At 72.0% G+C, this 19,737-nt stretch carries 19 protein-coding genes and 2 tRNA genes; 5 read left to right on the top strand and 16 right to left on the bottom strand.

The features are described 5' to 3' along the window. Nucleotides 1–55 precede the first annotated feature (55 nt). The 5 genes from pdxS to pgsA all read right to left on the bottom strand — a co-directional run bounded on the left by pdxS (nt 56) and on the right by pgsA (nt 4,874). Nucleotides 56–982 carry a pyridoxal 5'-phosphate synthase lyase subunit PdxS gene (gene pdxS / locus ACH4K4_RS15175; protein WP_398167578.1) on the bottom strand — a complete coding sequence of 309 codons (927 nt, stop codon included), beginning with the start codon at nt 980–982 and terminating at the stop codon, nt 56–58. Nucleotides 983–1,122: 140 nt separating this feature from the next. Beyond that, entirely contained in the window at nt 1,123–1,668 is a 546-nt protein-coding gene (locus ACH4K4_RS15180; RefSeq protein WP_398167579.1) for a hypothetical protein, read from the bottom strand. Nucleotides 1,669–2,032: 364 nt separating this feature from the next. Then, on the bottom strand, nt 2,033–3,193 hold the full coding sequence (locus ACH4K4_RS15185; protein WP_398167580.1) for a glycosyltransferase family 4 protein: 1,161 nt from the start codon (nt 3,191–3,193) through the stop codon (nt 2,033–2,035). After that, complete coding sequence (locus ACH4K4_RS15190) at nt 3,190–4,164, bottom strand: phosphatidylinositol mannoside acyltransferase (RefSeq protein ID WP_398167581.1); 975 nt, start codon at nt 4,162–4,164, stop codon at nt 3,190–3,192. The genes ACH4K4_RS15185 and ACH4K4_RS15190 overlap by 4 nt, the downstream gene beginning before the upstream one ends. After that, nucleotides 4,161–4,874 (bottom strand): phosphatidylinositol phosphate synthase, encoded by a 714-nt coding sequence (pgsA, locus tag ACH4K4_RS15195; RefSeq protein WP_398167582.1) that lies wholly within the window; start codon nt 4,872–4,874, stop codon nt 4,161–4,163. The genes ACH4K4_RS15190 and pgsA overlap by 4 nt, the downstream gene beginning before the upstream one ends. A 218-nt stretch (nt 4,875–5,092) precedes the next feature. Between pgsA and ACH4K4_RS15200 the strand changes: the two genes are divergently transcribed. Both ACH4K4_RS15200 and ACH4K4_RS15205 read left to right on the top strand, forming a co-directional pair. After that, nucleotides 5,093–7,291: an elongation factor G-like protein EF-G2 gene (locus ACH4K4_RS15200; protein WP_398167584.1), complete on the top strand. Its 2,199-nt coding sequence runs from the start codon at nt 5,093–5,095 to the stop codon at nt 7,289–7,291. 136 nt (nt 7,292–7,427) lie between these two features. Then, nucleotides 7,428–9,098, top strand: a complete 1,671-nt coding sequence (locus ACH4K4_RS15205; RefSeq protein WP_398168015.1) for a hypothetical protein — start codon at nt 7,428–7,430, stop codon at nt 9,096–9,098. Between the two features lie 51 nt (nt 9,099–9,149). On the opposite strand, the gene ACH4K4_RS15210 is transcribed toward ACH4K4_RS15205, so the two are convergent. The 6 genes from ACH4K4_RS15210 to ACH4K4_RS15235 form a co-directional block, all read right to left on the bottom strand. After that, the gene (locus ACH4K4_RS15210) at nt 9,150–10,358 is read right to left on the bottom strand and encodes a YncE family protein (protein WP_398167586.1); all 1,209 of its coding nucleotides are present in this window, start codon (nt 10,356–10,358) and stop codon (nt 9,150–9,152) included. Continuing rightward, nucleotides 10,358–11,170, bottom strand: coding sequence for a polysaccharide deacetylase family protein (locus ACH4K4_RS15215; protein ID WP_398167587.1), 813 nt, complete (start codon nt 11,168–11,170; stop codon nt 10,358–10,360). Before ACH4K4_RS15215 ends, ACH4K4_RS15210 begins: the two co-directional genes overlap by 1 nt. Before the next feature lie 87 nt (nt 11,171–11,257). Continuing rightward, nucleotides 11,258–11,815: an HIT family protein gene (locus ACH4K4_RS15220; RefSeq protein ID WP_398167589.1), complete on the bottom strand. Its 558-nt coding sequence runs from the start codon at nt 11,813–11,815 to the stop codon at nt 11,258–11,260. Nucleotides 11,816–11,900: 85 nt separating this feature from the next. Then, nucleotides 11,901–13,883, bottom strand: a complete 1,983-nt coding sequence (thrS, locus tag ACH4K4_RS15225) for a threonine--tRNA ligase (protein ID WP_398167591.1) — start codon at nt 13,881–13,883, stop codon at nt 11,901–11,903. 134 nt (nt 13,884–14,017) lie between these two features. Next, entirely contained in the window at nt 14,018–15,208 is a 1,191-nt protein-coding gene (locus ACH4K4_RS15230; RefSeq protein ID WP_398167592.1) for a hypothetical protein, read from the bottom strand. Beyond that, nucleotides 15,208–15,774, bottom strand: a complete 567-nt coding sequence (locus ACH4K4_RS15235) for a DUF4365 domain-containing protein (protein ID WP_398167593.1) — start codon at nt 15,772–15,774, stop codon at nt 15,208–15,210. The genes ACH4K4_RS15230 and ACH4K4_RS15235 overlap by 1 nt, the downstream gene beginning before the upstream one ends. A 187-nt stretch (nt 15,775–15,961) precedes the next feature. Between ACH4K4_RS15235 and ACH4K4_RS15240 the strand changes: the two genes are divergently transcribed. Continuing rightward, nucleotides 15,962–16,687: an exonuclease domain-containing protein gene (locus ACH4K4_RS15240; protein WP_360135729.1), complete on the top strand. Its 726-nt coding sequence runs from the start codon at nt 15,962–15,964 to the stop codon at nt 16,685–16,687. A 79-nt stretch (nt 16,688–16,766) separates the two neighbouring features. Here the strand turns inward: ACH4K4_RS15240 and ACH4K4_RS15245 are convergent. From ACH4K4_RS15245 to ACH4K4_RS15260, 4 genes are all read right to left on the bottom strand, one after another. Beyond that, a tRNA-Val gene (locus ACH4K4_RS15245) sits at nt 16,767–16,838 on the bottom strand. Between the two features lie 121 nt (nt 16,839–16,959). Continuing rightward, nucleotides 16,960–17,421 (bottom strand): SRPBCC family protein, encoded by a 462-nt coding sequence (locus tag ACH4K4_RS15250; protein ID WP_398167595.1) that lies wholly within the window; start codon nt 17,419–17,421, stop codon nt 16,960–16,962. 86 nt (nt 17,422–17,507) lie between these two features. After that, a tRNA-Val gene (locus ACH4K4_RS15255) sits at nt 17,508–17,579 on the bottom strand. 73 nt (nt 17,580–17,652) lie between these two features. Continuing rightward, nucleotides 17,653–18,120: a TIGR02611 family protein gene (locus ACH4K4_RS15260; RefSeq protein WP_398167597.1), complete on the bottom strand. Its 468-nt coding sequence runs from the start codon at nt 18,118–18,120 to the stop codon at nt 17,653–17,655. A gap of 190 nt (nt 18,121–18,310) precedes the next feature. Here ACH4K4_RS15260 and ACH4K4_RS15265 point away from each other — a divergent pair, with 190 nt between their 5' ends. Then, nucleotides 18,311–18,724: an SsgA family sporulation/cell division regulator gene (locus ACH4K4_RS15265; protein ID WP_003987206.1), complete on the top strand. Its 414-nt coding sequence runs from the start codon at nt 18,311–18,313 to the stop codon at nt 18,722–18,724. A 236-nt stretch (nt 18,725–18,960) separates the two neighbouring features. Next, nucleotides 18,961–19,527, top strand: coding sequence for a CGNR zinc finger domain-containing protein (locus tag ACH4K4_RS15270; protein ID WP_398167598.1), 567 nt, complete (start codon nt 18,961–18,963; stop codon nt 19,525–19,527). Nucleotides 19,528–19,560: 33 nt separating this feature from the next. Here ACH4K4_RS15270 and ACH4K4_RS15275 read toward each other — a convergent pair whose 3' ends face one another. Continuing rightward, nucleotides 19,561–19,734: a hypothetical protein gene (locus tag ACH4K4_RS15275; protein ID WP_398167599.1), complete on the bottom strand. Its 174-nt coding sequence runs from the start codon at nt 19,732–19,734 to the stop codon at nt 19,561–19,563. Nucleotides 19,735–19,737: the final 3 nt, after the last annotated feature.

The following is a 19,737-nucleotide window of genomic DNA, read 5'->3' on the forward strand; positions in this document are numbered from 1 at the left end:
CCGTCCGCCGTTCTTCCGCTCACTGTTCCCGCGCCCGCGGCGCCCGTCCGTCCGCTCACCAGCCGCGGTTGGCGTACCGCTCCGCCTCGGGGAGGGTGTCGCAGTTGATGCCGACCATGGCCTCGCCCAGGTTGCGGGAGACGTCGGCGACGACCTTCGGGTCGTCGTAGAAGGTGGTGGCCTTCACGATGGCGGCGGCGCGCTTGGCCGGGTCGCCGGACTTGAAGATGCCGGAGCCGACGAAGACGCCCTCGGCACCGAGCTGGCGCATCAGCGCGGCGTCGGCCGGGGTGGCCACACCGCCGGCGGAGAACAGCACGACCGGCAGCTTGCCCAGCTCGGCAACCTCCTTGACCAGCTCGTACGGGGCCCGCAGCTCCTTCGCGGCGGCGAACAGCTCGTTGTGGTCACAGCCGCGCAGCTTGGCGATCTCGCCCTTGATCTGGCGCAGGTGGCGCACCGCCTCGACGACGTTGCCGGTGCCGGCCTCGCCCTTGGAGCGGATCATGGCCGCGCCCTCGGCGATCCGCCGCAGGGCCTCGCCCAGGTCGGTGGCACCGCACACGAAGGGGGTGGTGAAGGCCCACTTGTCGGAGTGGTTGACCTCGTCGGCCGGGGTGAGGACCTCGGACTCGTCGATGTAGTCGACACCGAGCGACTGGAGCACCTGGGCCTCGACGAAGTGGCCGATCCGGGACTTGGCCATCACCGGGATGGAGACCGCGTCGATGATGCCGTCGATCATGTCCGGGTCGGACATGCGGGCCACGCCGCCGTCCTTGCGGATGTCCGCGGGGACCCGCTCCAGGGCCATGACCGCCACCGCGCCGGCGTCCTCGGCGATCTTCGCTTCCTCCGGCGTGACGACGTCCATGATCACGCCACCCTTGAGCTGCTCGGCCATGCCGCGCTTGACCCGGGCGGTGCCGGTCTCGGGGTTCCCGGCGGTGGTGGCAGACGTGGCGTTGGGCGTGCTGGACACGGTATGACCTCACTAAGTGCGGGCGATGGACTCCGCCGCCCACACAACCGTTCGCACCGGTCCGCTGAAAAGGGCCAATCACAAGGCGGTGGCTCGTGGGGCGCGGCCGGCCGTCCTCGCCCCCCGGTGTGCGGGTGCGGTCAGTGCCCGGCGGCGCGGTCGCCGAGGACGGCCGGAGGCTCGTCGTCCATCTCGAAGGCCATCGGGAAGGGCGCGTGGCCCGCGAGGCGGAACCAGCGCACCACCCGGTGGCGGCGGACGGCGCGGGCCGCCCGTACGGAGTCGTTGTGGAAACGCCGAGCCATCGGGACGCGCCGCACCGCCGCCGTCAGTTCGGCGGCCGTCTGCTCCCCGCCCGGCGCCTCCCGTACGGCTTCGAGCTGCCCCTCGTCGTCGAAGACCGCACGCAGCGCCTGGCTCAGGCCGCTCTCGGCGACCTCCCGCTGCTCCTCCGCCGCCTGCCGCGCCTCGTGTGCCGCCTCGTACAGGACGATCGAGGCGGCCGGGTCGAGCACCCCCGACGTCCCCAGCTCCTGGGCCACCGAGGCCCGGCGCAGCAGCTGCGCGTCCAGCGCCGCGCGGGCCGCGTCGATGCGCGCGTGCAGGCGGTCCAGCCGCCCCGCGGTCCAGCTCAGGTAGACGCCGATGACGACGAGGGCGGCCGCGATCCAGATGAAAGTGGTCACGCGGGGTCACAGTACCGGCTGGGCCGTCCGCGCCTTCGGGCACGCCTGGTGGGGGTGCGCGTTTTCGCGATAGGTCCGGTGGGTGGGGGGCGGGGCCACTCCGGGGTCACTCCTCGGCACCGTTAACGCAACGTCGACTGATTTCGGCGACCTGAGCCGCCCGGCTGTCCTGCGGGGAGACCCCGGAGTGGCCCCGCCCCGGCCGTAGGGCGGCTGTCCCGGCATGGCGGCTGGGGTCTCCCTGCGCGCAGCGCAGGGGTCGTACCCGACGCGCGGAACGTCGTATGCCCTGCCGAGCGGGGGGGTGCCCCTCCCCACCTGCCAGGGAGTCGCACGACTCCCCTGAAGGGGCGCGTAGCGCGCGTCAGTCCCGTGCCAGCCCCCACCGCGCCCGGAATCCCGTGCGTTCGTCGGTGGCGACCAGCGCCGCGCCGTCGGTGACGGTTTCGTAGACGGCCAGGATGTCCGCGCCGACCGTGGACCAGTCGAAGCGGCGCACATGCCGGCTGCCGCGCTCGCGGAGTTCGGCGAGCCGGCCGGGGTCGCCGAGAAGTCGTACGGCCGCAGCGGCGAGCGCATCGGCGTCCTCGTTGGCGAACAGTTCGCCGGCCTCGCCCTGGTCCAGTACCTGCGCGAACGCGTCGAGGTCGCTGGCCAGCACGGGAGCGCCGGCCGACATCGCCTCGACGAGGATGATGCCGAACGACTCGCCGCCGGTGTTGGGGGCGACGTACAGGTCCACGCTGCGCAGCAGCCTGGCCTTGTCCTCGTCGCTGACCATGCCGAGGAACTCCACCCGGGAGCGCAGTGCGGCGGGCAGTTCCGCGACGGCCTCCTCCTCGTCGCCGCGGCCCGCGACCAGCAGCCGGGCGTCGGGGACGGCGGCGAGGATCTGCGGCAGGGCGCGCATCAGGACGGGCAGGCCCTTGCGGGGTTCGTCGATGCGGCCGATGAAGCCGATCGTGCGGCCCTGCCATTCCTCCTTGGGCGCGGCCTCGGCGAAGAAGTCGACGTCGACGCCGTTGGGGATGACGACCGCGTCGCCGCCGAGGTGTTCGACCAGGGTGCGCCGGGCGTACTCGCTCACCGCGATCCGCGCGCTGATCTTCTCCAGCGCGGGCTGCAGGATCGGATACGCCGCGATCATGAACCGGGAGCGCGGGTTGGAGGTGTGGAAGGTGGCCACGATCGGGCCCTGCGCGGCCCAGCAGGCGAGCAGGCCGACCGACGGCGTACCCGGTTCGTGGATGTGGATGACGTCGAAGGCGCCGTCGTGCAGCCAGCGGCGGACGCGGGCCGCCGACAGGAAGCCGAAGTTGAGCCGGGCAACCGAACCGTTGTACGGCACGGGCACGGCACGTCCGGCGGAGACGACGTACGGCGGCAGCGGTGTCTCGTCGTCCGCCGGGGCGAGTACGGACACCTCGTGGCCGAGCCGGATGAGGTGCTCGGCCAGGTCCCGGATGTGGAACTGGACGCCGCCCGGGACGTCCCAGGAGTACGGGCAGACGATCCCGATCCTCAAGGCTGCTCCGTTCGCGGGGCGTCGGCGGGCGACGCGGCGGGGCGCCGGGCGGGCTCGCGCGGCTCCAGGTCACCGAGCCACAGGCGTTGCAGCATGTGCCAGTCCTCCGGGTGGTCGGCGATGCCGGAGGCGAAGGCGTCGGCCAGTTCCTGCGTCATCGTGGCGGCCTTCTCGGCGCGGGTGCCGGTCTGCGGCACCTCGATCTCCGGGTGTACCCGTCCGCGCATGACGGGGCTCTCGTCGTACCACAGGGTGACCGGCAGGAGCATCGCCCCGGTCTGCACCGCGAGCATCGCCGGTCCGGCCGGCATCTTCGCGGCCTCGCCGAAGAACTTCACCTCGATGCCGGAGGCGGACAGGTCCCGGTCGGCGACCAGGCAGACCAGGCCGCCGGCGCGCAGCCGCCGGGCGAGGATGCCGAAGGCGGCGCCGCCGGTGTGCGGCAGGACCTCCATGCCCAGGCCCTCGCGGTAGGCGACGAACCGGTCGTAGAGCGTCTCGGGCTTGAGGCGTTCGGCGACGGTGGTGAAGGGCACGCCCAGCTTGGTGGTGACCCAGGCGCCCGCGAGGTCGTAGTTGCCCATGTGCGGCAGGGCGAGGATCACGCCGCGGCCGCTTTTGAGCCCCTCCTCCAGGTGGTGCACGTCCGTCGGCGCGAAGCCGCCCTTTATCCGCTCCTTGCTCCAGGCGGGCAGCCGGAAGGACTCCATCCAGTAACGCAGGTAGGAGCGCATCCCGGCCCGGGACAGCTGGGCGAGGCGCTGCGGCGTGGCGTCCGGCACGACGCGCGCGAGGTTGGCCTCCAGGCGCAGGACGCCCTTGCCGCGCCGCTTCCAGACCGCGTCGGCGATCCGCCGGCCGAGGGCCTTGGCGGCCGGCTCGGGCAGTTTCTTGACGGCGCTCCAGCCCAGGGCGTACGCCCCGTCGGTGAGCTTCTCGCGGTCGATGGTGGTGCGAGTGACGCGCTTCACGCGCTGTTCCCCCCTTGAGCGATGGCGTCGGCCTCGGCGGACTCCCGGCGTACGGTCACCACGCGCTGGGCGAGCGTGACCGCGCTGCCGGCGGCCACCACCCACAGCGCGACCGGCAGCAGGTACTGCACGCCCGGTACCCCGAAGGCGTGCAGCCCGGCGAGGCCGGCGGCGACCAGCGTGATGACGAGCCGCTCGGCCCGCTCCACCAGCCCGTTGACGTTCACCGGCAGCCCGATGCTCTCGCCGCGGGCCTTGGTGTACGAGACCACCTGCCCGCTGGCCAGGCAGAAGATCGCCACCGCGCAGAGCCACAGGCTGTCGCCGGCCCCCGCGTACCAGAGCGCCAGCCCGCCGAAGATCGCGGAGTCCGCGACCCGGTCGAGCGTGGAGTCCAGGAAGGCCCCCCAGCGGCTGGACCGGCCCAGCTGCCGCGCCATGTTGCCGTCCACCAGGTCCGAGAACACGAACAGGGTGATGACGATCGTGCCCCAGAAGAACTCGCCGAGCGGGAAGAAGACCAGGGCACCCGCCACCACACCCCCCGTGCCGACGAGGGTGACCGCGTCCGGGCTGACGCCGAGACGGATGAGCAGGGCGGCGAATGGCGTGAGGACACGCGTGAAGAAAGCACGCGCGTACGTGTTCAGCATGGCCTTCCCGGAGGTCGATACGGGCCGCGCGGTCAATGGGGCCACCGGCTGGCCCATCGTAGCCAGGCGGCACCCGCGTACCGCGAACGCACCACGGCCCGGGGCACGACCCGTGACCGGCCAAGACATCGCCGCCGCGGCCGGTGCGGGGCCGCGGCCGGTGCGCCGCCGCGCCCGGCGGGATCCCTGATCGCCCCTTGTGCGATGTATGGACGCGCCATGACCAGGGTGGAAAGCTCGAAACACCGCAAAGTGTCGACCGGGAGGCGAGACACATGGGCGAGAAGTCGAGGACACATCCAGGAGCCGCCGGCAGGGCAGCGTCGGCCGACCAGCCCACGTCCCTGAGGAATGTGGTGCTGGTCGGCCACAGTGGCGCGGGGAAGACGACGCTGGTGGAGGCGCTCGCGCTGGCGACCGGCGCGGTCAACCGGGCGGGCCGCGTGGAGGACGGCGGCTGCCTGTCGGACTACGACGAGATCGAACACCGGCAGCAGCGGTCGGTGCAGCTGTCCCTGGTCCCCGTCGACTGGTGCGGCATCAAGATCAACGTATTGGACACACCCGGGTACGCCGACTTCGTCGGGGAGCTGAGGGCCGGTCTGCGGGCAGCGGACGCGGCCCTCTTCGTCGTCTCGGCGGCGGACGGCGTGGACGGCGCGACCCGCATGGTCTGGGACGAGTGCGCCGCGGTCGGCATGCCCCGCGCGCTGGTCGTCACGCACCTGGAGGCGGCCCGCGCCGACTTCGACCAGATGACCCGGCTGTGCGGCAGCGCCCTGGGCGGCGACGACCCCGACGCCGTACTCCCCCTGTACCTGCCGCTGTACGGCCAGGCGGGCGCCGACGGACACGCGCCGGTGCACGGGCTGATCGGCCTGCTCACCCAGCGGGTCTTCGACTACTCCTCCGGCGAACGCGTCGAGCGCGCGCCGGAGCCCGGCGAGCTGCCGGTGATCGAGGAGGCCCGCAACCGGCTCATCGAGGGCATCATCGCCGAGAGCGAGGACGAGTCCCTCATGGACCGCTACCTCGCCGGCGAGGACATCGACGTGAAAACGCTCATCGGTGACCTGGAGACGGCGGTCGCGCGCGGCACCTTCCACCCCGTGCTCGCCGCCGCGCCCGCCGCCGAGGGCGCCAAGCAGGGCCTGGGCACCGTCGAACTGCTGGACCTGATCGCCCGCGGCTTCCCCACCCCCGCCGAGCGCGAGGCCCCCGCGGTCACGACCCCCGACGGCAAGCCGCGCCCCGCGCTCACCTGCGACCCGGCGGGCCCGCTGGTCGCCGAGGTGGTCAAGACCTCCTCCGACCCGTACGTGGGCCGGCTCTCGCTGGTACGGGTCTTCTCCGGCACCCTGCGCCCGGACGAGACCGTGCACGTCTCCGGGCACGGCCTGACGGACCGCGGCCACGAGGACCACGACGTGGACGAGCGGATCGGCGCGCTGTCCGCCCCGTTCGGCAAGGTCCAGCGCTCGCTGTCCAAGGCCATCGCCGGCGATCTGGCCTGTGTGGCGAAGCTGACCCGCGCCGAGACCGGCGACACCCTCTCCGACCGGGACGCGCCGCTCCTGATGGAGCCCTGGACGATGCCGGACCCGCTGCTGCCGGTCGCCATCCAGGCGCACAGCAAGGCCGACGAGGACAAGCTCTCCCAGGGCCTGTCCCGCCTCGTGGCCGAGGACCCGACGATGCGCCTGGAGCACAACCAGGACACCCATCAGGTCGTGCTGTGGTGCCTGGGCGAGGCGCATGTGGACGTGGGCCTGGAACGGCTGCGCTCGCGCTACGGCGTGCAGGTCGACACCGTGCCGTACAAGGTCTCGCTGCGGGAGACCTTCGGCGGCAAGGCGGCCGGCCGGGGGCGGCACGTGAAGCAGTCCGGCGGCCACGGCCAGTACGCGATCTGCGAGATCGAGGTGGAGCCGCTGCCCGGCGGCAGCGGCATCGAGTTCGTGGACAAGGTCGTGGGCGGCGCGGTGCCCCGGCAGTTCATCCCCTCCGTCGAGAAGGGCGTACGGGCCCAGGCGGCCCGTGGCGTGGCCGCCGGGTACCCGCTGGTCGACGTCCGGGTCACGCTGCTGGACGGCAAGGCCCACTCGGTGGACTCCTCCGACGCCGCGTTCCAGACGGCGGGGGCGCTCGCGCTGCGCGAGGCCGCCGGCGACGCCCGTATCCACCTCCTGGAGCCGGTCACCGAGGTGACCGTACTGGTTCCGGACGACTTCGTCGGCGCGGTCATGAGCGACCTGTCGGGGCGGCGCGGCCGGGTGGTGGGCACCGAGCAGGCCGGCCACGGCCGCACCCTCGTACGGGCCGAGGTACCGGAGATCGAGATCGGCCGGTACGCCGTCGACCTGCGCTCTCTCTCGCACGGCACCGGCCGCTTCCACCGGACCTACGCACGGCACGAACCGATGCCGCCGCAGCTCGCCGCGAAGATCCGCGAACAGGAGGAGAACGGCTCGTGAGCCGCGGCCTGCCGCCGGCCGCCCACCTCGGCACCCCCGGGGCGGGTGCCGGCGGTAGGCTGTGATGATCGCAGCTCAGAAGGTGTGCGACCGACGGTAGTTGGGAAGAAGGCCGCAGCAGCGGATGCGTGCGGCGATGGGGGCGGTAGTGGCAGCAGACGGCTTCGACTTCAGTCCCGGGGCGCAGGTCCCGCTGTCCGGTGGCGCCGGGCAGACCGCGGCCACCCAGGCGCTGGCCTCGGCGGCGTACCGCGACAACCCGCTCGCGGAGATCGCCAAGGCCGACTCCGCCGGCGCCAAGTCGACGATCAAACCACCCAAACTCTCCCTGTTCGAGCCGAACCTGGGCGAGGCGTTCTCCCGCGCGCTGCAACTGCGGATGCTCGGCGGTGCCCGCGGCGCGCTCATCCAGTCCTTCGGCATCGAACCGCAGACGGTCGTCGAGCACTGCCTGGCCGCCAGCCGCATCCGCAAGATCCGGGACGTCAAACTGACCGTCCTCATGCTGGTGTTCGGGCTGCTGTTCCTGCCCGGCGTGCTGCTGTGGCTGGGCGCCTTCCAGCTCAAGAAGCTGCTGTCCAGGGCGAAGGGCACCGGCACCTCGGCGCTGGGCGTCGCGCTGCTGCTCGCCGTCGCCGCCATCGCCGTGCTGTTCCTGGTCAAACTGCCGTTCACCGGCTTCTGGTCGGTGTACCTGCGCGCGATGGTCGTCGTTCCGGTGATCGGCTGGTGGTGGGCGAAGCGGATCAGCGAGGCCACCGCCAAGGACCTGCGGGACGCGTGGAAGGGCCTGCTCGAAGGCGGCGGCGTGGGCGCCAAGATCCCGGAGGCGGTCCCCCGGGACCCGAACGAGACCGCCGCCGAGCAGATGCGCCAGAGCCTGGCCAAGCTCACCGCCGAACAGAACAGCAACGTCGCCTTCTACGCCGGGCCCAACGGCATACTCGGCATGGGCACCCGGTGGGGCAGCTGGCAGATGGCCGAGGAGCTGCGGCCCGCCGCAGAGGGCGGCGAGATCAACCCCTTCCGCAGCTACGACGTCATCCGCGTCATCCACGACCGGCTGCGCCTGCTGGAGCGCAGCCCCCTGCACACGGGCGGGTTCAAGCAGCCCCCCTCCGTACGCCACTGGATCGTGGTGCCGGTCGGCGAGAAGGCCGGCTCGGTCTCCCGCCCCGGGGGCACGGACGTGGAGGCCTTCCAGGTCCGCGGCCACGAGATAGAGCGGATCTGCAACGAGCAGCAGTTCGGCGCCGGCAGCCGGCACTACCTCGGCGTCCAGTTCGTGCTGTGGGACGGGCAGCTGGTGATAACCCTGCTGATCACCGTCACCGTGCTGCACGAGACGCTGCGCGTGGAGGTCACCGGACACGCCCTCGGCCCGGTGAACCCGCTGTTCACCTCCAAGCCGGCGCCGAAGTCCAAGAGCGTCTCCAAGACGGTCAAGTTCTGGGAGACGAAGTCCGTGAGCCTGCCGCTGGTCGACGCGAGCGAGGTGGTGCGGCTCGCCGCCCGCGCCCCGCTGACGTGGTTCCCCGGCTTCCTGGAGTTCCTCGGCGGGAAGCTGACCCTGCCCGAGCCGTTCGGCCTGCGGCACGCCTGGGCCGACAAGCCCTGGCGGCACCGCTTCATGGCCGACGACGCGCTGCGCGCCGCGACACCGGTGCTGCGCGTGGTGCACGCCGCCGCCCTGAGCGTGCTCAAGGAGAACGGTGTGGACACCGCGCGCTTCGACAGCCGTTCGCTGGTGCTCAGCGGCATGGTGCAGAGCGCGGAGCCGCGCAAGGCGGACGAGTACAACGCGTAGCCGCCGGGCGGCGCGGGCCCGGGGCGTTCCGGACCCGCGCCGCCGTGCCGCCTACCGGAAGATCCCCGTGTGCCCCAGCGAGTAACGTCCGGGCTGCGGGTAGACCGCCAGGCCGTGCGGCCCCTCGCCCACCGGGATCTTGGCGAGGGTCTTCCCGGTACGCGTGTCCATCGCGTAGACCTCGGAGTTGTAGCGGCCGGACAGCCACAGCACCTTGCCGTCGGCGGAGACCCCGCCCATGTCGGGGCTGCCGCCTCCGGGGATGTGCCACTTGTCCACCAGCTTGCCGCTCTTGAAGTCGAGCAGGGACACGGAGCCCTCGCCCCGGTTGGAGATGTACATCTTCTCGGAGTCGCGGCTGACGTAGAGGCCGTGGGCGCCCTTGCCGGTCGGCATCAGCCGGGGCTTCTCGAAGGTGTCGCCGTTCAGCACCCACATGCCGTCGGCCATCATGTCCGCGATGTACCAGGTCTTCCCGTCGGGCGACATCTTCACGTCCTGCGGCATCGCTCCCCTGAACGGCAGTTTCTGCTGCCCGACGACCTTCATCCGCGCGGTGTCGACCTTCAGCAGCTCGGCCGAGAACTCGCAGGAGACGATGAAGTACCTGCCGTCCGCCGAGAAGTCCGCGTGGTTGACGCCCGCGCAGGTGACCGGCACGGTCTTGCGCACCGCCATGGTCTTCGGGTCGCGGAAGACCAGTTCCTTGTCCATCGAGGCCATCACGACCGCGTACTTGCCGTCGGGCGTGAAGTAGAGGTTGTACGGGTCGTGCACGTCCACCGACCTGCCCGGCCTGCCGTTCGCCGGGTTGATCGGGGTCAGGTCGTGGCCGCGGTTGTTGTTCACCCACAGCGTCTTCATGTCCCACGACGGGACGACGTGCTGCGGCTGCACCCCCACCGGGATGGTCTCGACGACCTTGTACGTCTTCGGGTCGATGACGCTGACCGTGTCGGAGCCGGTGTTCGGCACGTACACGCGCGAGGGGAAGTCCTTGACGTGCGGCGCGAGCTTGCCGGGGCGGTCCGCCGCGTACACGTCGTGCTCGTCCAGCACCGGCGGCATGCCCGGCAGTCCCGGCTTGGCGGCCTTCGCGGGCGAGGCCGGGGGCGAGGACGCCCCGGCGCCGCTGTCGGCGGCCTTCTTCCCGCCGCCACCGCAGCCCGCCGCCACCAGGGCGCAGGCGACGGCCAGCACCGCGGCCCGCCGGCCGGAGCGGGCGCGCTTCGAATCTTGCATACGGGTCCGGTCAGCCATCAGGTCACAAGCTCCGTTGTCGTCACCGCGCGCAGTCCGCGCCGGTGCAGGCCGTCGAGGATCGGGGGCAGCGCGGCAACGGTGCCGGGGTGCCCGAGGTGCAGGCTCACGATGGATCCCGCGCGGGCTTCGTCCAGCACGGTGCGCTGGACCGCCGGGGCGCCCGGATCGTCCGCGTCGAGGGAGTCGACGTCGTAGGAGAGGACGTGCGGATAGCCGGCTCTGCGGGCCAGCCGGGTCACCAGCTCGGTGGCGTACTGCGTACGGGAGGGGCGGAACCAGCTGCCGATCGTGCCGGTCAGCTTCCGCAGCCGCTCGGCGCAGCCGCTGATCTCGGCGTACGCCTCCTCGGCCGGCAGTGCGCAGATGTCGAGGTGGCGCAGGGTGTGGTTGCCCAGTTCGTGGCCGCCGTCGAGGATGCGGCGGGCCATCAGCGGGTGCTCGTCGAGCCAGCTGCCGACGGCCAGCACGGTCACCCTGGCCCCGGCCCGCTCGGCCTCGCCGAGCAGCGCGGTGGCCGTTGCGGCGTCGCCCTGGCCGTGGAAGGTGAGGGCGACGGCGGTGCCGCGCCGCGGGCCGTGCTGGATCTGTACGGGCAGGCCGGGTGCGCGCGTGGGCGGACGGGCGGCGCGGGCGGCTCCCGAGGCGGCGGGGCCGCCCGGCGGCGGGCCGGTCCCGCCCGGCCGCGGGGAGTCGGAGGCCCGTACGGAAGCGGTGTCCGTACGGGCCGTCCCGCACCCCGACGCGAGCGCGCCGGCGGCCGCGGCCGAGGCGGCGGCGCGCAGCACGGAGCGGCGATGCAGACAAGTCACCTCACCATTAGAGGGCAACCCGTCCGATTTTCGCCGATTTATCCGATTTACCGAGGGGTGTGTCTCGGCCGCACCCCGGCACGGCCACTACTGCGGCCAGGCGTCCGCCAGCATCTTCCGGGTGTCGGCGAGCAGCTGCGGAAGCACCTTGGTCTGGCCCACGACCGGCATGAAGTTGGTGTCGCCGCCCCACCGCGGCACCACGTGCTGGTGCAGGTGGGCGGCGATGCCGGCGCCGGCGGTCGCACCCTGGTTCATGCCGATGTTGAAGCCGTGCGCGCCGGAGGCGGCCCGCAGCGTGGTCATCGCCCGCTTGGTGAACCCGGCCAGCTCGGCGGTCTCCGGACCGTCCAGTTCGGTGTAGTCGGCGACGTGCCGGAACGGCACGACCATCAGGTGGCCACCGTTGTACGGGTAGAGGTTGAGCACCGCGTACACGTGCTCGCCGCGGGCGATCACCAGCCCGTCCTCGTCCGACTTGGCCGGAATCGTGCAGAAGGGGCAGCCGTCCTCGGCGCCCGGTCCGGACGGTTTGTTCTCCCCCTGGATGTACGCCATCCGGTGGGGCGTCCACAGTCGCTGGAAGGCGTCCTGTGTCCCGACTCCGATCTGCTGCTCCGGCTCACTCGTCATGCGGGCCAGCATATTCCCCGGCCTGCGCCGGAATGCGGCGAGGGGCGGTCCCGGACCGGGACCGCCCCTGCCTCGCCCCGCGCCTGCGGGGCCCGGCTCACACCTGGATGCGGCGCTCCACCGCGTCCAGCATCTCGGCGATCGCCTGTGCCTTCGGGATGCCGTTCTTCTGCGACCCGTCGCGGTAGCGGAAGGACACCGCTCCGTTGGCCACGTCCTCGTCACCCGCGATGATCATGTACGGGACCTTGCTGCGCTGGGCGTTGCGGATCTTCTTCTGCATCCGGTCCGACGACGCGTCCACGTCGATCCGCAGCCCCCGCTCCTTCGCCTCGGCGGCGAACTCCCGGAGGTACGGGACGTGGTCGTCGCCGATCGGGATGCCGGTCGCCTGCACGGGGGCCAGCCACACCGGGAACGCGCCCGCGTAGTGCTCCAGCAGCACCGCGAAGAACCGCTCGATGGAGCCGAACAGCGCGCGGTGGATCATGACGGGCTGCTGCTTGGAGCCGTCGGCCGCGGTGTACTCCAGGCCGAAGCGCTTGGGCTGCTGGAAGTCGACCTGGATGGTCGACATCTGCCAGGACCGGCCGATGGCGTCCCGCGCCTGCACGGAGATCTTGGGGCCGTAGTAGGCGGCGCCGCCCGGGTCCGGGACCAGCGGCAGGCCCTGCTTCTCGGCCGCCTGGCGCAGCGCCTCGGTGGCCTCCTCCCACTCCGCGTCCTCGCCGATGAACTTGTCCGACTCGGGGTCGCGGGTGGACAGCTCCAGCTCGAAGTCGTCCAGGCCGTAGTCGCGCAGCAGGTCCAGCACGAAGGTCAGCAGCGAGTCCAGCTCGTCCGCCATCTGCTCCTTGGTGCAGTAGATGTGCGAGTCGTCCTGGGTGAAGCCGCGGGCCCGGGTCATGCCGTGCACCACGCCGGACTTCTCGTAGCGGTAGACCGTGCCGAACTCGAAGAGGCGCAGCGGCAGTTCGCGGTACGAGCGGCCGCGCGCCTTGAAGATCAGGTTGTGCATGGGGCAGTTCATCGCCTTGAGGCGGTAGTTCTGCCCGTCGAACTCCAGCGGCGGGAACATCGCGTCGGCGTAGTTCGGCAGGTGCCCCGAGGTCTCGAAGAGCCCTTCCTTCGAAATGTGCGGGGTGTTGACGAACTCGTAGTCCGCGGCCTCGTGGCGGCGCCGCGAGTAGTTCTCCATCTCCCGGCGGATGATGCCGCCCTTGGGGTGGAAGACGGCGAGGCCGGAGCCCAGCTCCTCCGGGATGGAGAACAGGTCCAGCTCGGCGCCCAGCTTGCGGTGGTCGCGCTTCTCGGCCTCGGCGAGGAACTCCAGGTACGCCTTGAGCTCGTCCTTGGTCGGCCACGCGGTGCCGTAGATGCGCTGGAGCTGCTTGTTCTTCTCGCTGCCGCGCCAGTAGGCGGCGGCCGAGCGCATCAGCTTGAAGGCGGGGATGACGCGGGTGGTCGGCAGGTGGGGGCCGCGGCACAGGTCCTTCCACGTCAGCTCGCCGCTCTTGGCGTCGAGGTTGTCGTAGATGGTCAGCTCGCCGGCGCCGACCTCGGCGGACGCGCCTTCGGCGGCCTCGGCGGCGGAGCCCTTGAGGCCGATCAGCTCCAGCTTGTACGGCTCGCCGGCCAGCTCGGCGCGGGCGTCGTCGTCGCTCACCGCGCGCCGGGAGAACTTCTGCCCGCGCTTCTGGATCTCCTGCATCTTCTTCTCGATGCGCTTGAGGTCCTCGGGGGTGAACGGGGTCTCGACGTCGAAGTCGTAGTAGAAGCCGTCCTTGATGGGCGGGCCGATGCCCAGCTTGGCCTCCGGGAACAGCTCCTGCACGGCCTGCGCCATCACGTGCGCGGTGGAGTGGCGCAGGATGTCCAGGCCGTCCTGGCTGGTGATCTCGACGGGCTCGACCTCGTCGCCCTCGGCCAGCTCGTAGGCCAGGTCCTTGAGCTGCCCGGCGACGCGGGCCGCGACGACGGAGCGCTCGCCCTGGAAGAGGTCGGCGGCCGTAGTGCCCGTGGTCACCACACGTTCTTCCCGCTCGGAATCGCGTTGGATGGCCACACGGACGTCTGACACCGGTCTCTCCTGACTCATGTCTCCTGCGCGTCAGCGATTGCTGCGCAGCCGAATCGTACCGAGCCACCGGTCTTCCTCGCGAAACGGTCGGCGCGGCCGCTCCCCCGCCCGGCCGCTCCCCCGCCCCGTGCCCGTCAGTCGTCCGGCAGCGGCCCCCCGCACGCCTCCTCGAAGAAGTCCAGGTTCTCCTGGAGCGACTTCAGCAGCCGGTCCCGTTCGGCCTCGTCCACCTGGACGGGGGTGACGTCCGACGCGCCGGTGATGCGGCGGAAGCCGCCCCGGCTCTCCAGCCGCCCGCTGACCCTGATCGGCAGGCCGACCAGATGGGCGTGCCCGGCGATGCGGTAGTCCTCCTCGTCGAGCGCGACCCGTACCTGCACGACGTCGGCCCCGGCCAGCACCCGCAGCCGGACCGCGCCGGGGCCGCCGGGCCGCTCGCGCCGCATCCGGACCACCGCGCCGGTCACCCGTACCGGCAGCGACGGCTCGCCGCGTACGTAGCGCTGGGCGGCCTGCTGGAGCGCCGGCAGGTCGCCGGGCGAGAACTCGACCGGTTCGGGCCGGGCGGCGAAGCCGGGCGGCGGCCCTGCCCCCGGCGACCACTCGACCGAGATCCGTACCCCCTCCGCCTCCCGCACCAGCGAGATCAGCGCCTCCGCCAGCTCGTGGCAGACGCCCAGCTCCACGGCAGCGTCGAACGCCTCCATGCCGCCGGTCGCCCGCTGGTAGTCCGTGGCGTCGCGGATGGCGTGCAGCGCGCGCTGGAGCCCGGCGACGGCCGCGCGGCCCGCCGACACCGGGACGTACGCGGTCAGCCTCCGCCCGGCCGGCGCGGGCCCGACCAGCACGTCCGCCATGAACGCCTCGGCCTTGCGCTTGTGCCGCGCCCCGTAGAAACCCGCCCGGCCGTACGTGCCGAGCGCGCCCGCCATCAGCATCGAGCGCGCCGCCGTACGCAGCTGTTCCTGCGCCACCCACGGCGTGCCGCCCAGCCCGTCGTCCGGGACCTCGCGCTCCCAGCGCACCTCGTCGCTGGGCACCGCGAGCCCGGCCAGCACCTCGCGGGCGGACGGCGCGGCGCTGTGCGTGAGGGCGGCGAGCGCCTCCGCGAGCAGGTCGGTGCTGTCCGGGAACGTCCTGGTCTGCGGTACGAGCAGGCTCGTGCCCCCCGCGGCGCCGCCGGGCGGTGTCCAGCGCGCGTAGTGGCCGGCGGCGCCGCCCCTGCGCCGCCAGCCGTGCCGCGCCAGCAGGGCGCCGAGCACCACGGGGTCGAGCTGCGCGGGGTCCGGCAGCCTGAATTCGTACTCGTCGGTCGGCCGGTGCATCACGGTCTCCCTCCCGCCCCGACCCGCGTCATGATCTCGCGGAGCGCGCGGTCGTCGAAGATCCGCGTGGTCGGGATCCGCACGTTGGTCCGGTTCCTGCCGGTCACCTCATGGCCGGCGAGGTTGATCCAGTAACAGCAGTGGCGCAGTGCGAGGCGGTCGTGGTCCGCTCGCAGCCAGTCCTCCGGGGTCCGCGGCACCAGCATCACCACCAGGATCTTGTGCACCGCGACGGGCGTACGCGCCAGCTTCCTCAGGTGGTCGTTGTCCAGGGTGAAGGGAAAGCTCGGTCCCGGCGGCCTGGGGGCGACCTGGTACGTGCATTTCAACTGCACCTTGATGGTCACTTCGTCGTCGACGGCATGGCCGGGCGCGCCGTGGCTGACGTGCCAGTCGATGCCGTTGTCGGGGAAGGGCTGGGCCAGCGAGCAGCCCGATGCGGCGGCCACCGCGTGAAGATAGCCCACCTGGAGCGTTTCCATACAGGCCGTGGTGGCAAGCGCGCCACGTGGCGGAGCCGTCCGTCCGGGCACCAGTCCTCCCGGTTCGGGCTGCGCGAGCGTCATCGCTCAAGTGCCTTCCGGGACGCGTCGTTCGAGGGGGCCGCACGCGAGGTGGCGGCCCGTCGAAGTGTTCTTGTCCGCGCCAAGTGGTCAACAAACCAGGACGGTTCGACAACCGGAAGCCTCGGGTATCACCTGGTCGGGTGGCCGAATCGGCCCACCCGCCGCACGAGCGCGAGGAGTTGTGAAGATGCCGTGCTGGTACGACGGTCCGCTGGCTTCCTTCGACACCGAGACCACCGGGATCGACGTGGAGCGAGATCGCATCGTGTCCGCCGCCCTGGTCGTCCAGGAAACCCCGCGCAGCGTCCCCCGCATCACCCGCTGGCTGGTCAACCCGGGGGTACCCGTCCCCGAAGCGGCCACCGCGGTGCACGGCCTGACGGACGGGCACCTGGCCCTGCACGGCCGCTGGCCGTCTCCCGTCATGGAGGAGATAGCCCGCGCGCTGACCGACCAGTCGCTCGCCGGGCGGCCGCTGATCGTGATGAACGCGCCGTTCGACCTGACGCTGCTGGACCGCGAGTTGCGCCGGCACCGCGCCGCCTCGCTCCCGCACTACCTCGGCGCCCACCCGCTGTCCGTGCTGGACCCGCGCGTGCTGGACAAGCACCTGGACCGCTACCGCAAGGGCCGCCGGACGCTCACGGACCTGTGCGCGGAGTACGGGGTCGAGCTGACCGGGGCCCACGAGGCGGCCGCCGACGCGCTCGCCGCGCTCCAGGTCGTACGGGCGCTGGGGCAGCGGTACGCGGAACGGCTCCAGTCGCTGAGTCCGGCGCAGCTGCACACCCGGCAGGCGGTGTGGCACGCGGCGCAGGCGCGCGGCCTGGAGGCGTGGTTCGCGCGCAACGGCACGGAGGAGGCGGTGGACCCGCACTGGCCGATGCGGCCGGAGCTGCCGGCGGCCGCCTGACCGGCGCCGGACGCCGGAAGGTTGCCGTACCAACGCCGAGGGCCGGGCCGCCTGTTGGCGGCCCGGCCCTCGGTCCCGGTGGGCGATACTGGGTTCGAACCAGTGACCTCTTCGGTGTGAACGAAGCGCTCTCCCACTGAGCTAATCGCCCGGGTCTTTTGCTCCCGGGGTTTCCCCCGCGAACGATCTGAACAATACAGGCCGCGGCGCCTTTCCATCAAATTCCTTGCCGCCGCATTCCCATGCCCGGCCCCGGGTCGCCCTTTCGGAGATCACCCGTGGGCGAGCCACGAGGCCAGCCCCCGGCGCCCGGCGCGCATCATCAGCGTGTGGTTGACGACGAAGAGCGGCCGTCCCGGCAGCGCGAACCGGCGCAGCGACGGCTTGCGCACCACCACCTCCTGCTCGAAGACGGCCCGCGTTCCGCCGCCGGACGCACCGACCGTCCAGCGCACGAAGCCCTCCAGGTCGCCGCGCACCACGAACTCCAGCACGCCGGTGCCGGGGGCGCGCCGCGTGCCGGTCGCGGTGACCGTGAGGACGTACGGCAGCAGCGATCTGAAACGCGCGGTGCCGGTGTACTCGTCCACGCGGACCACCTGGCGCACCTGGGGCCACCAGTGCGGATACGCCTCGGCGTCCGCCAGGGCGGCGTAGACCGCCGCGGGCGGCGCGGGCAGCCGCCATTCGCTGCGGAAGCGGTAGCGGTGCAGGGTGTGCGGCCAGCCGGGCATACACCGATTGTGCCGCTCCGGCGGCGCCGGGGGCAGGCGGACGGCGACGGCCCGGAGGTCTGGGACCTCCGGGCCGTCGTCCGGTGTGGGCGATACTGGGTTCGAACCAGTGACCTCTTCGGTGTGAACGAAGCGCTCTCCCGCTGAGCTAATCGCCCGGGCGCAGCGCCAACATTACCGCACGTCGGAGGGGTCTTGTGACCACCCGCCGGGGCCGGGCGCCCCCGGCGTTCACTCGCCGGCGTGCCACGGCAGCACGAAGCCGAACTTCCACAGGTAGACGGCGAGCCCGGCCACGATGATCACCGCGCCGACGCTCGTCAGGATGATGTTGCGCCGCCGCACCTTCGGGTCCAGCGCCTTCTGCGTCGCCTCGGTGACCTTGCGCTTGGTCCAGCGCAGCACCAGCTGCGCCCAGACGAACTCGGTCGCCCAGATCGCCATGCCCGCGAAGATCACCAGCCAGCCGGGACCCGGCAGCGGCAGCATGATGACGCCACCCACGACCACCGCGAGGCCGACGACGAAGATGCCGACCTGCCAGCTCAGGTGCAGGGGCCGGGAACGCTTGATGAAATGCGGCGCCCGCGAGCCGAGTCGCTGTTCCACGTTCGCAGTCTCTCCCGCGCCGTCCTGTTCCGCAGCCGGAGCCGCCGCCGCGGCGGTTATGCCGACTCCCCCGTTACTCTCCGTATTCATGAGGAGAAACCTACCCGAGGGAAGTCGGTCACCGGAATGGCCGCCAGGGAGGATCCGCAGCTCCGCCGTAAGAGGTACCGGAAGTCACCCAAAACCCTCAGAGGGGTTTACAACGGCACCGTAGGTGGCATGTCGATTTCGCCGACGTGCGAATCCCCGAGCGCACACTGAGCGAAAGGCCCTGGCGCTTATGAACACCACGGTCAGCTGCGAGCTGCACCTGCGCCTCGTTGTGTCGAGCGAGTCGTCACTGCCTGTACCCGCGGGCCTGCGGTATGACACGGCCGATCCGTATGCCGTGCACGCGACCTTCCACACCGGAGCCGAGGAAACGGTCGAGTGGGTCTTCGCCCGCGACCTCCTCGCCGAGGGCCTGCACCGGCCCACGGGCACCGGAGACGTCCGCGTATGGCCGTCCCGGAGCCACGGACAGGGCGTTGTCTGCATCGCCCTGAGCTCCCCGGAGGGCGAGGCTCTCCTGGAGGCCCCCGCGCGGGCCCTGGAGTCGTTCCTCAAGAGGACCGACGCGGCGGTTCCACCAGGCACGGAACACCGGCACTTCGATCTCGACACGGAGCTCTCCCACATCCTCGCGGAGAACTGAAAGGCGGCGCAGCAGCCCATCGCAGCCATCCACCGCACCGAACCGCTCACACCTGCACCGTCCGACTCGGGGCGACGGAACAGGACCGACAAGTTCATACGGCACGAGCCGGCGTCGTCGCCGCGGACCCACCGCGGAGACGGCGCCGAGGCTTGTTGGACGCGCTAGAGTCGGCGACCATTCGGCAAGGACACCGGGGCGGCGCGGCCGACCCCGCCCGGCCAGGGAGCGAACCCGTGATGATCACCCACGACACCCGGTGCGCGCTCGACGCGGTCGTCGACCTCCTGAACACCGCTCCGGAGGGCGACGCCCCGGGAGCCACCGACAGCCTCACCGACCTGTCGGAGCTCCGGGCGTTCGTCGCGCGCAACGCGGTCAGCGACGTGGGCACGCTCGGCGACCGCGACCTGGCGGCCGTGCGGGCCGTACGGTCGCGGTTCGCCGGGATCTTCGCCGCGCCGGACGACCGCACGGCGGCCGAGCGGCTCAACGACCTGGTCGCGTCGGCCGGCACCACGCCGCAGCTGACCGACCACGACGGCTACGACTGGCACGTGCACTACTTCGCGCCGGGCGCCTCGCTGGCCGAGCACCTGGCGGCGGACGGCGGGATGGCACTGGCGTTCCTGGTCGTCGCCGGGGAGCGGGAGCGGCTGCGGCACTGCGAGGCCCCGGACTGCCGGTTCGCGTTCGTGGACCTGTCACGCAACCGTTCGCGCCGCTACTGCGACAGCCGTACGTGCGGCAACCGGCTGCACGTCGCGGCGTACCGTGCGCGCCGCCGCGAGGCCGCGCGCTGACGGTGCGCCCCGGCCGTCCCGCCCCGTCCGGCCTCACAGGAGGAGCAGGTCGTGGAGGGCGCCGATGAGCAGAAGGACGGCGATGACGGTGAGGAAGAGCATCAGGGGCGGCTGGGACAACGCGAAAAGACAGCCACGCGGTTCGGGGGCCGGGGAGTCCGCCGGTGTGACGGCGGGGTCCCGGGGCAGGGCGCACTCGTCGTTCATCTC

This window comes from Streptomyces sp. NPDC017529, from assembly GCF_044329785.1.
Classification (GTDB): Bacteria; Actinomycetota; Actinomycetes; order Streptomycetales; family Streptomycetaceae; genus Streptomyces.

Coding starts and splice junctions, on each gene's coding strand:
- ACH4K4_RS15250 (WP_398167595.1), bottom strand. CDS start 17,421: ATGCCCGGCTGGCCGCACACCCTGCACCGCTACCGCTTCCGCAGCGAA.
- ACH4K4_RS15220 (WP_398167589.1), bottom strand. CDS start 11,815: ATGCTGGCCCGCATGACGAGTGAGCCGGAGCAGCAGATCGGAGTCGGG.
- ACH4K4_RS15200 (WP_398167584.1), top strand. CDS start 5,093: ATGGGCGAGAAGTCGAGGACACATCCAGGAGCCGCCGGCAGGGCAGCG.
- ACH4K4_RS15265 (WP_003987206.1), top strand. CDS start 18,311: ATGAACACCACGGTCAGCTGCGAGCTGCACCTGCGCCTCGTTGTGTCG.
- ACH4K4_RS15210 (WP_398167586.1), bottom strand. CDS start 10,358: ATGGCTGACCGGACCCGTATGCAAGATTCGAAGCGCGCCCGCTCCGGC.
- ACH4K4_RS15260 (WP_398167597.1), bottom strand. CDS start 18,120: ATGAATACGGAGAGTAACGGGGGAGTCGGCATAACCGCCGCGGCGGCG.
- ACH4K4_RS15240 (WP_360135729.1), top strand. CDS start 15,962: ATGCCGTGCTGGTACGACGGTCCGCTGGCTTCCTTCGACACCGAGACC.
- ACH4K4_RS15275 (WP_398167599.1), bottom strand. CDS start 19,734: ATGAACGACGAGTGCGCCCTGCCCCGGGACCCCGCCGTCACACCGGCG.
- ACH4K4_RS15230 (WP_398167592.1), bottom strand. CDS start 15,208: ATGCACCGGCCGACCGACGAGTACGAATTCAGGCTGCCGGACCCCGCG.
- ACH4K4_RS15205 (WP_398168015.1), top strand. CDS start 7,428: ATGGGGGCGGTAGTGGCAGCAGACGGCTTCGACTTCAGTCCCGGGGCG.
- ACH4K4_RS15235 (WP_398167593.1), bottom strand. CDS start 15,774: ATGACGCTCGCGCAGCCCGAACCGGGAGGACTGGTGCCCGGACGGACG.
- pgsA (WP_398167582.1), bottom strand. CDS start 4,874: ATGGGCCAGCCGGTGGCCCCATTGACCGCGCGGCCCGTATCGACCTCC.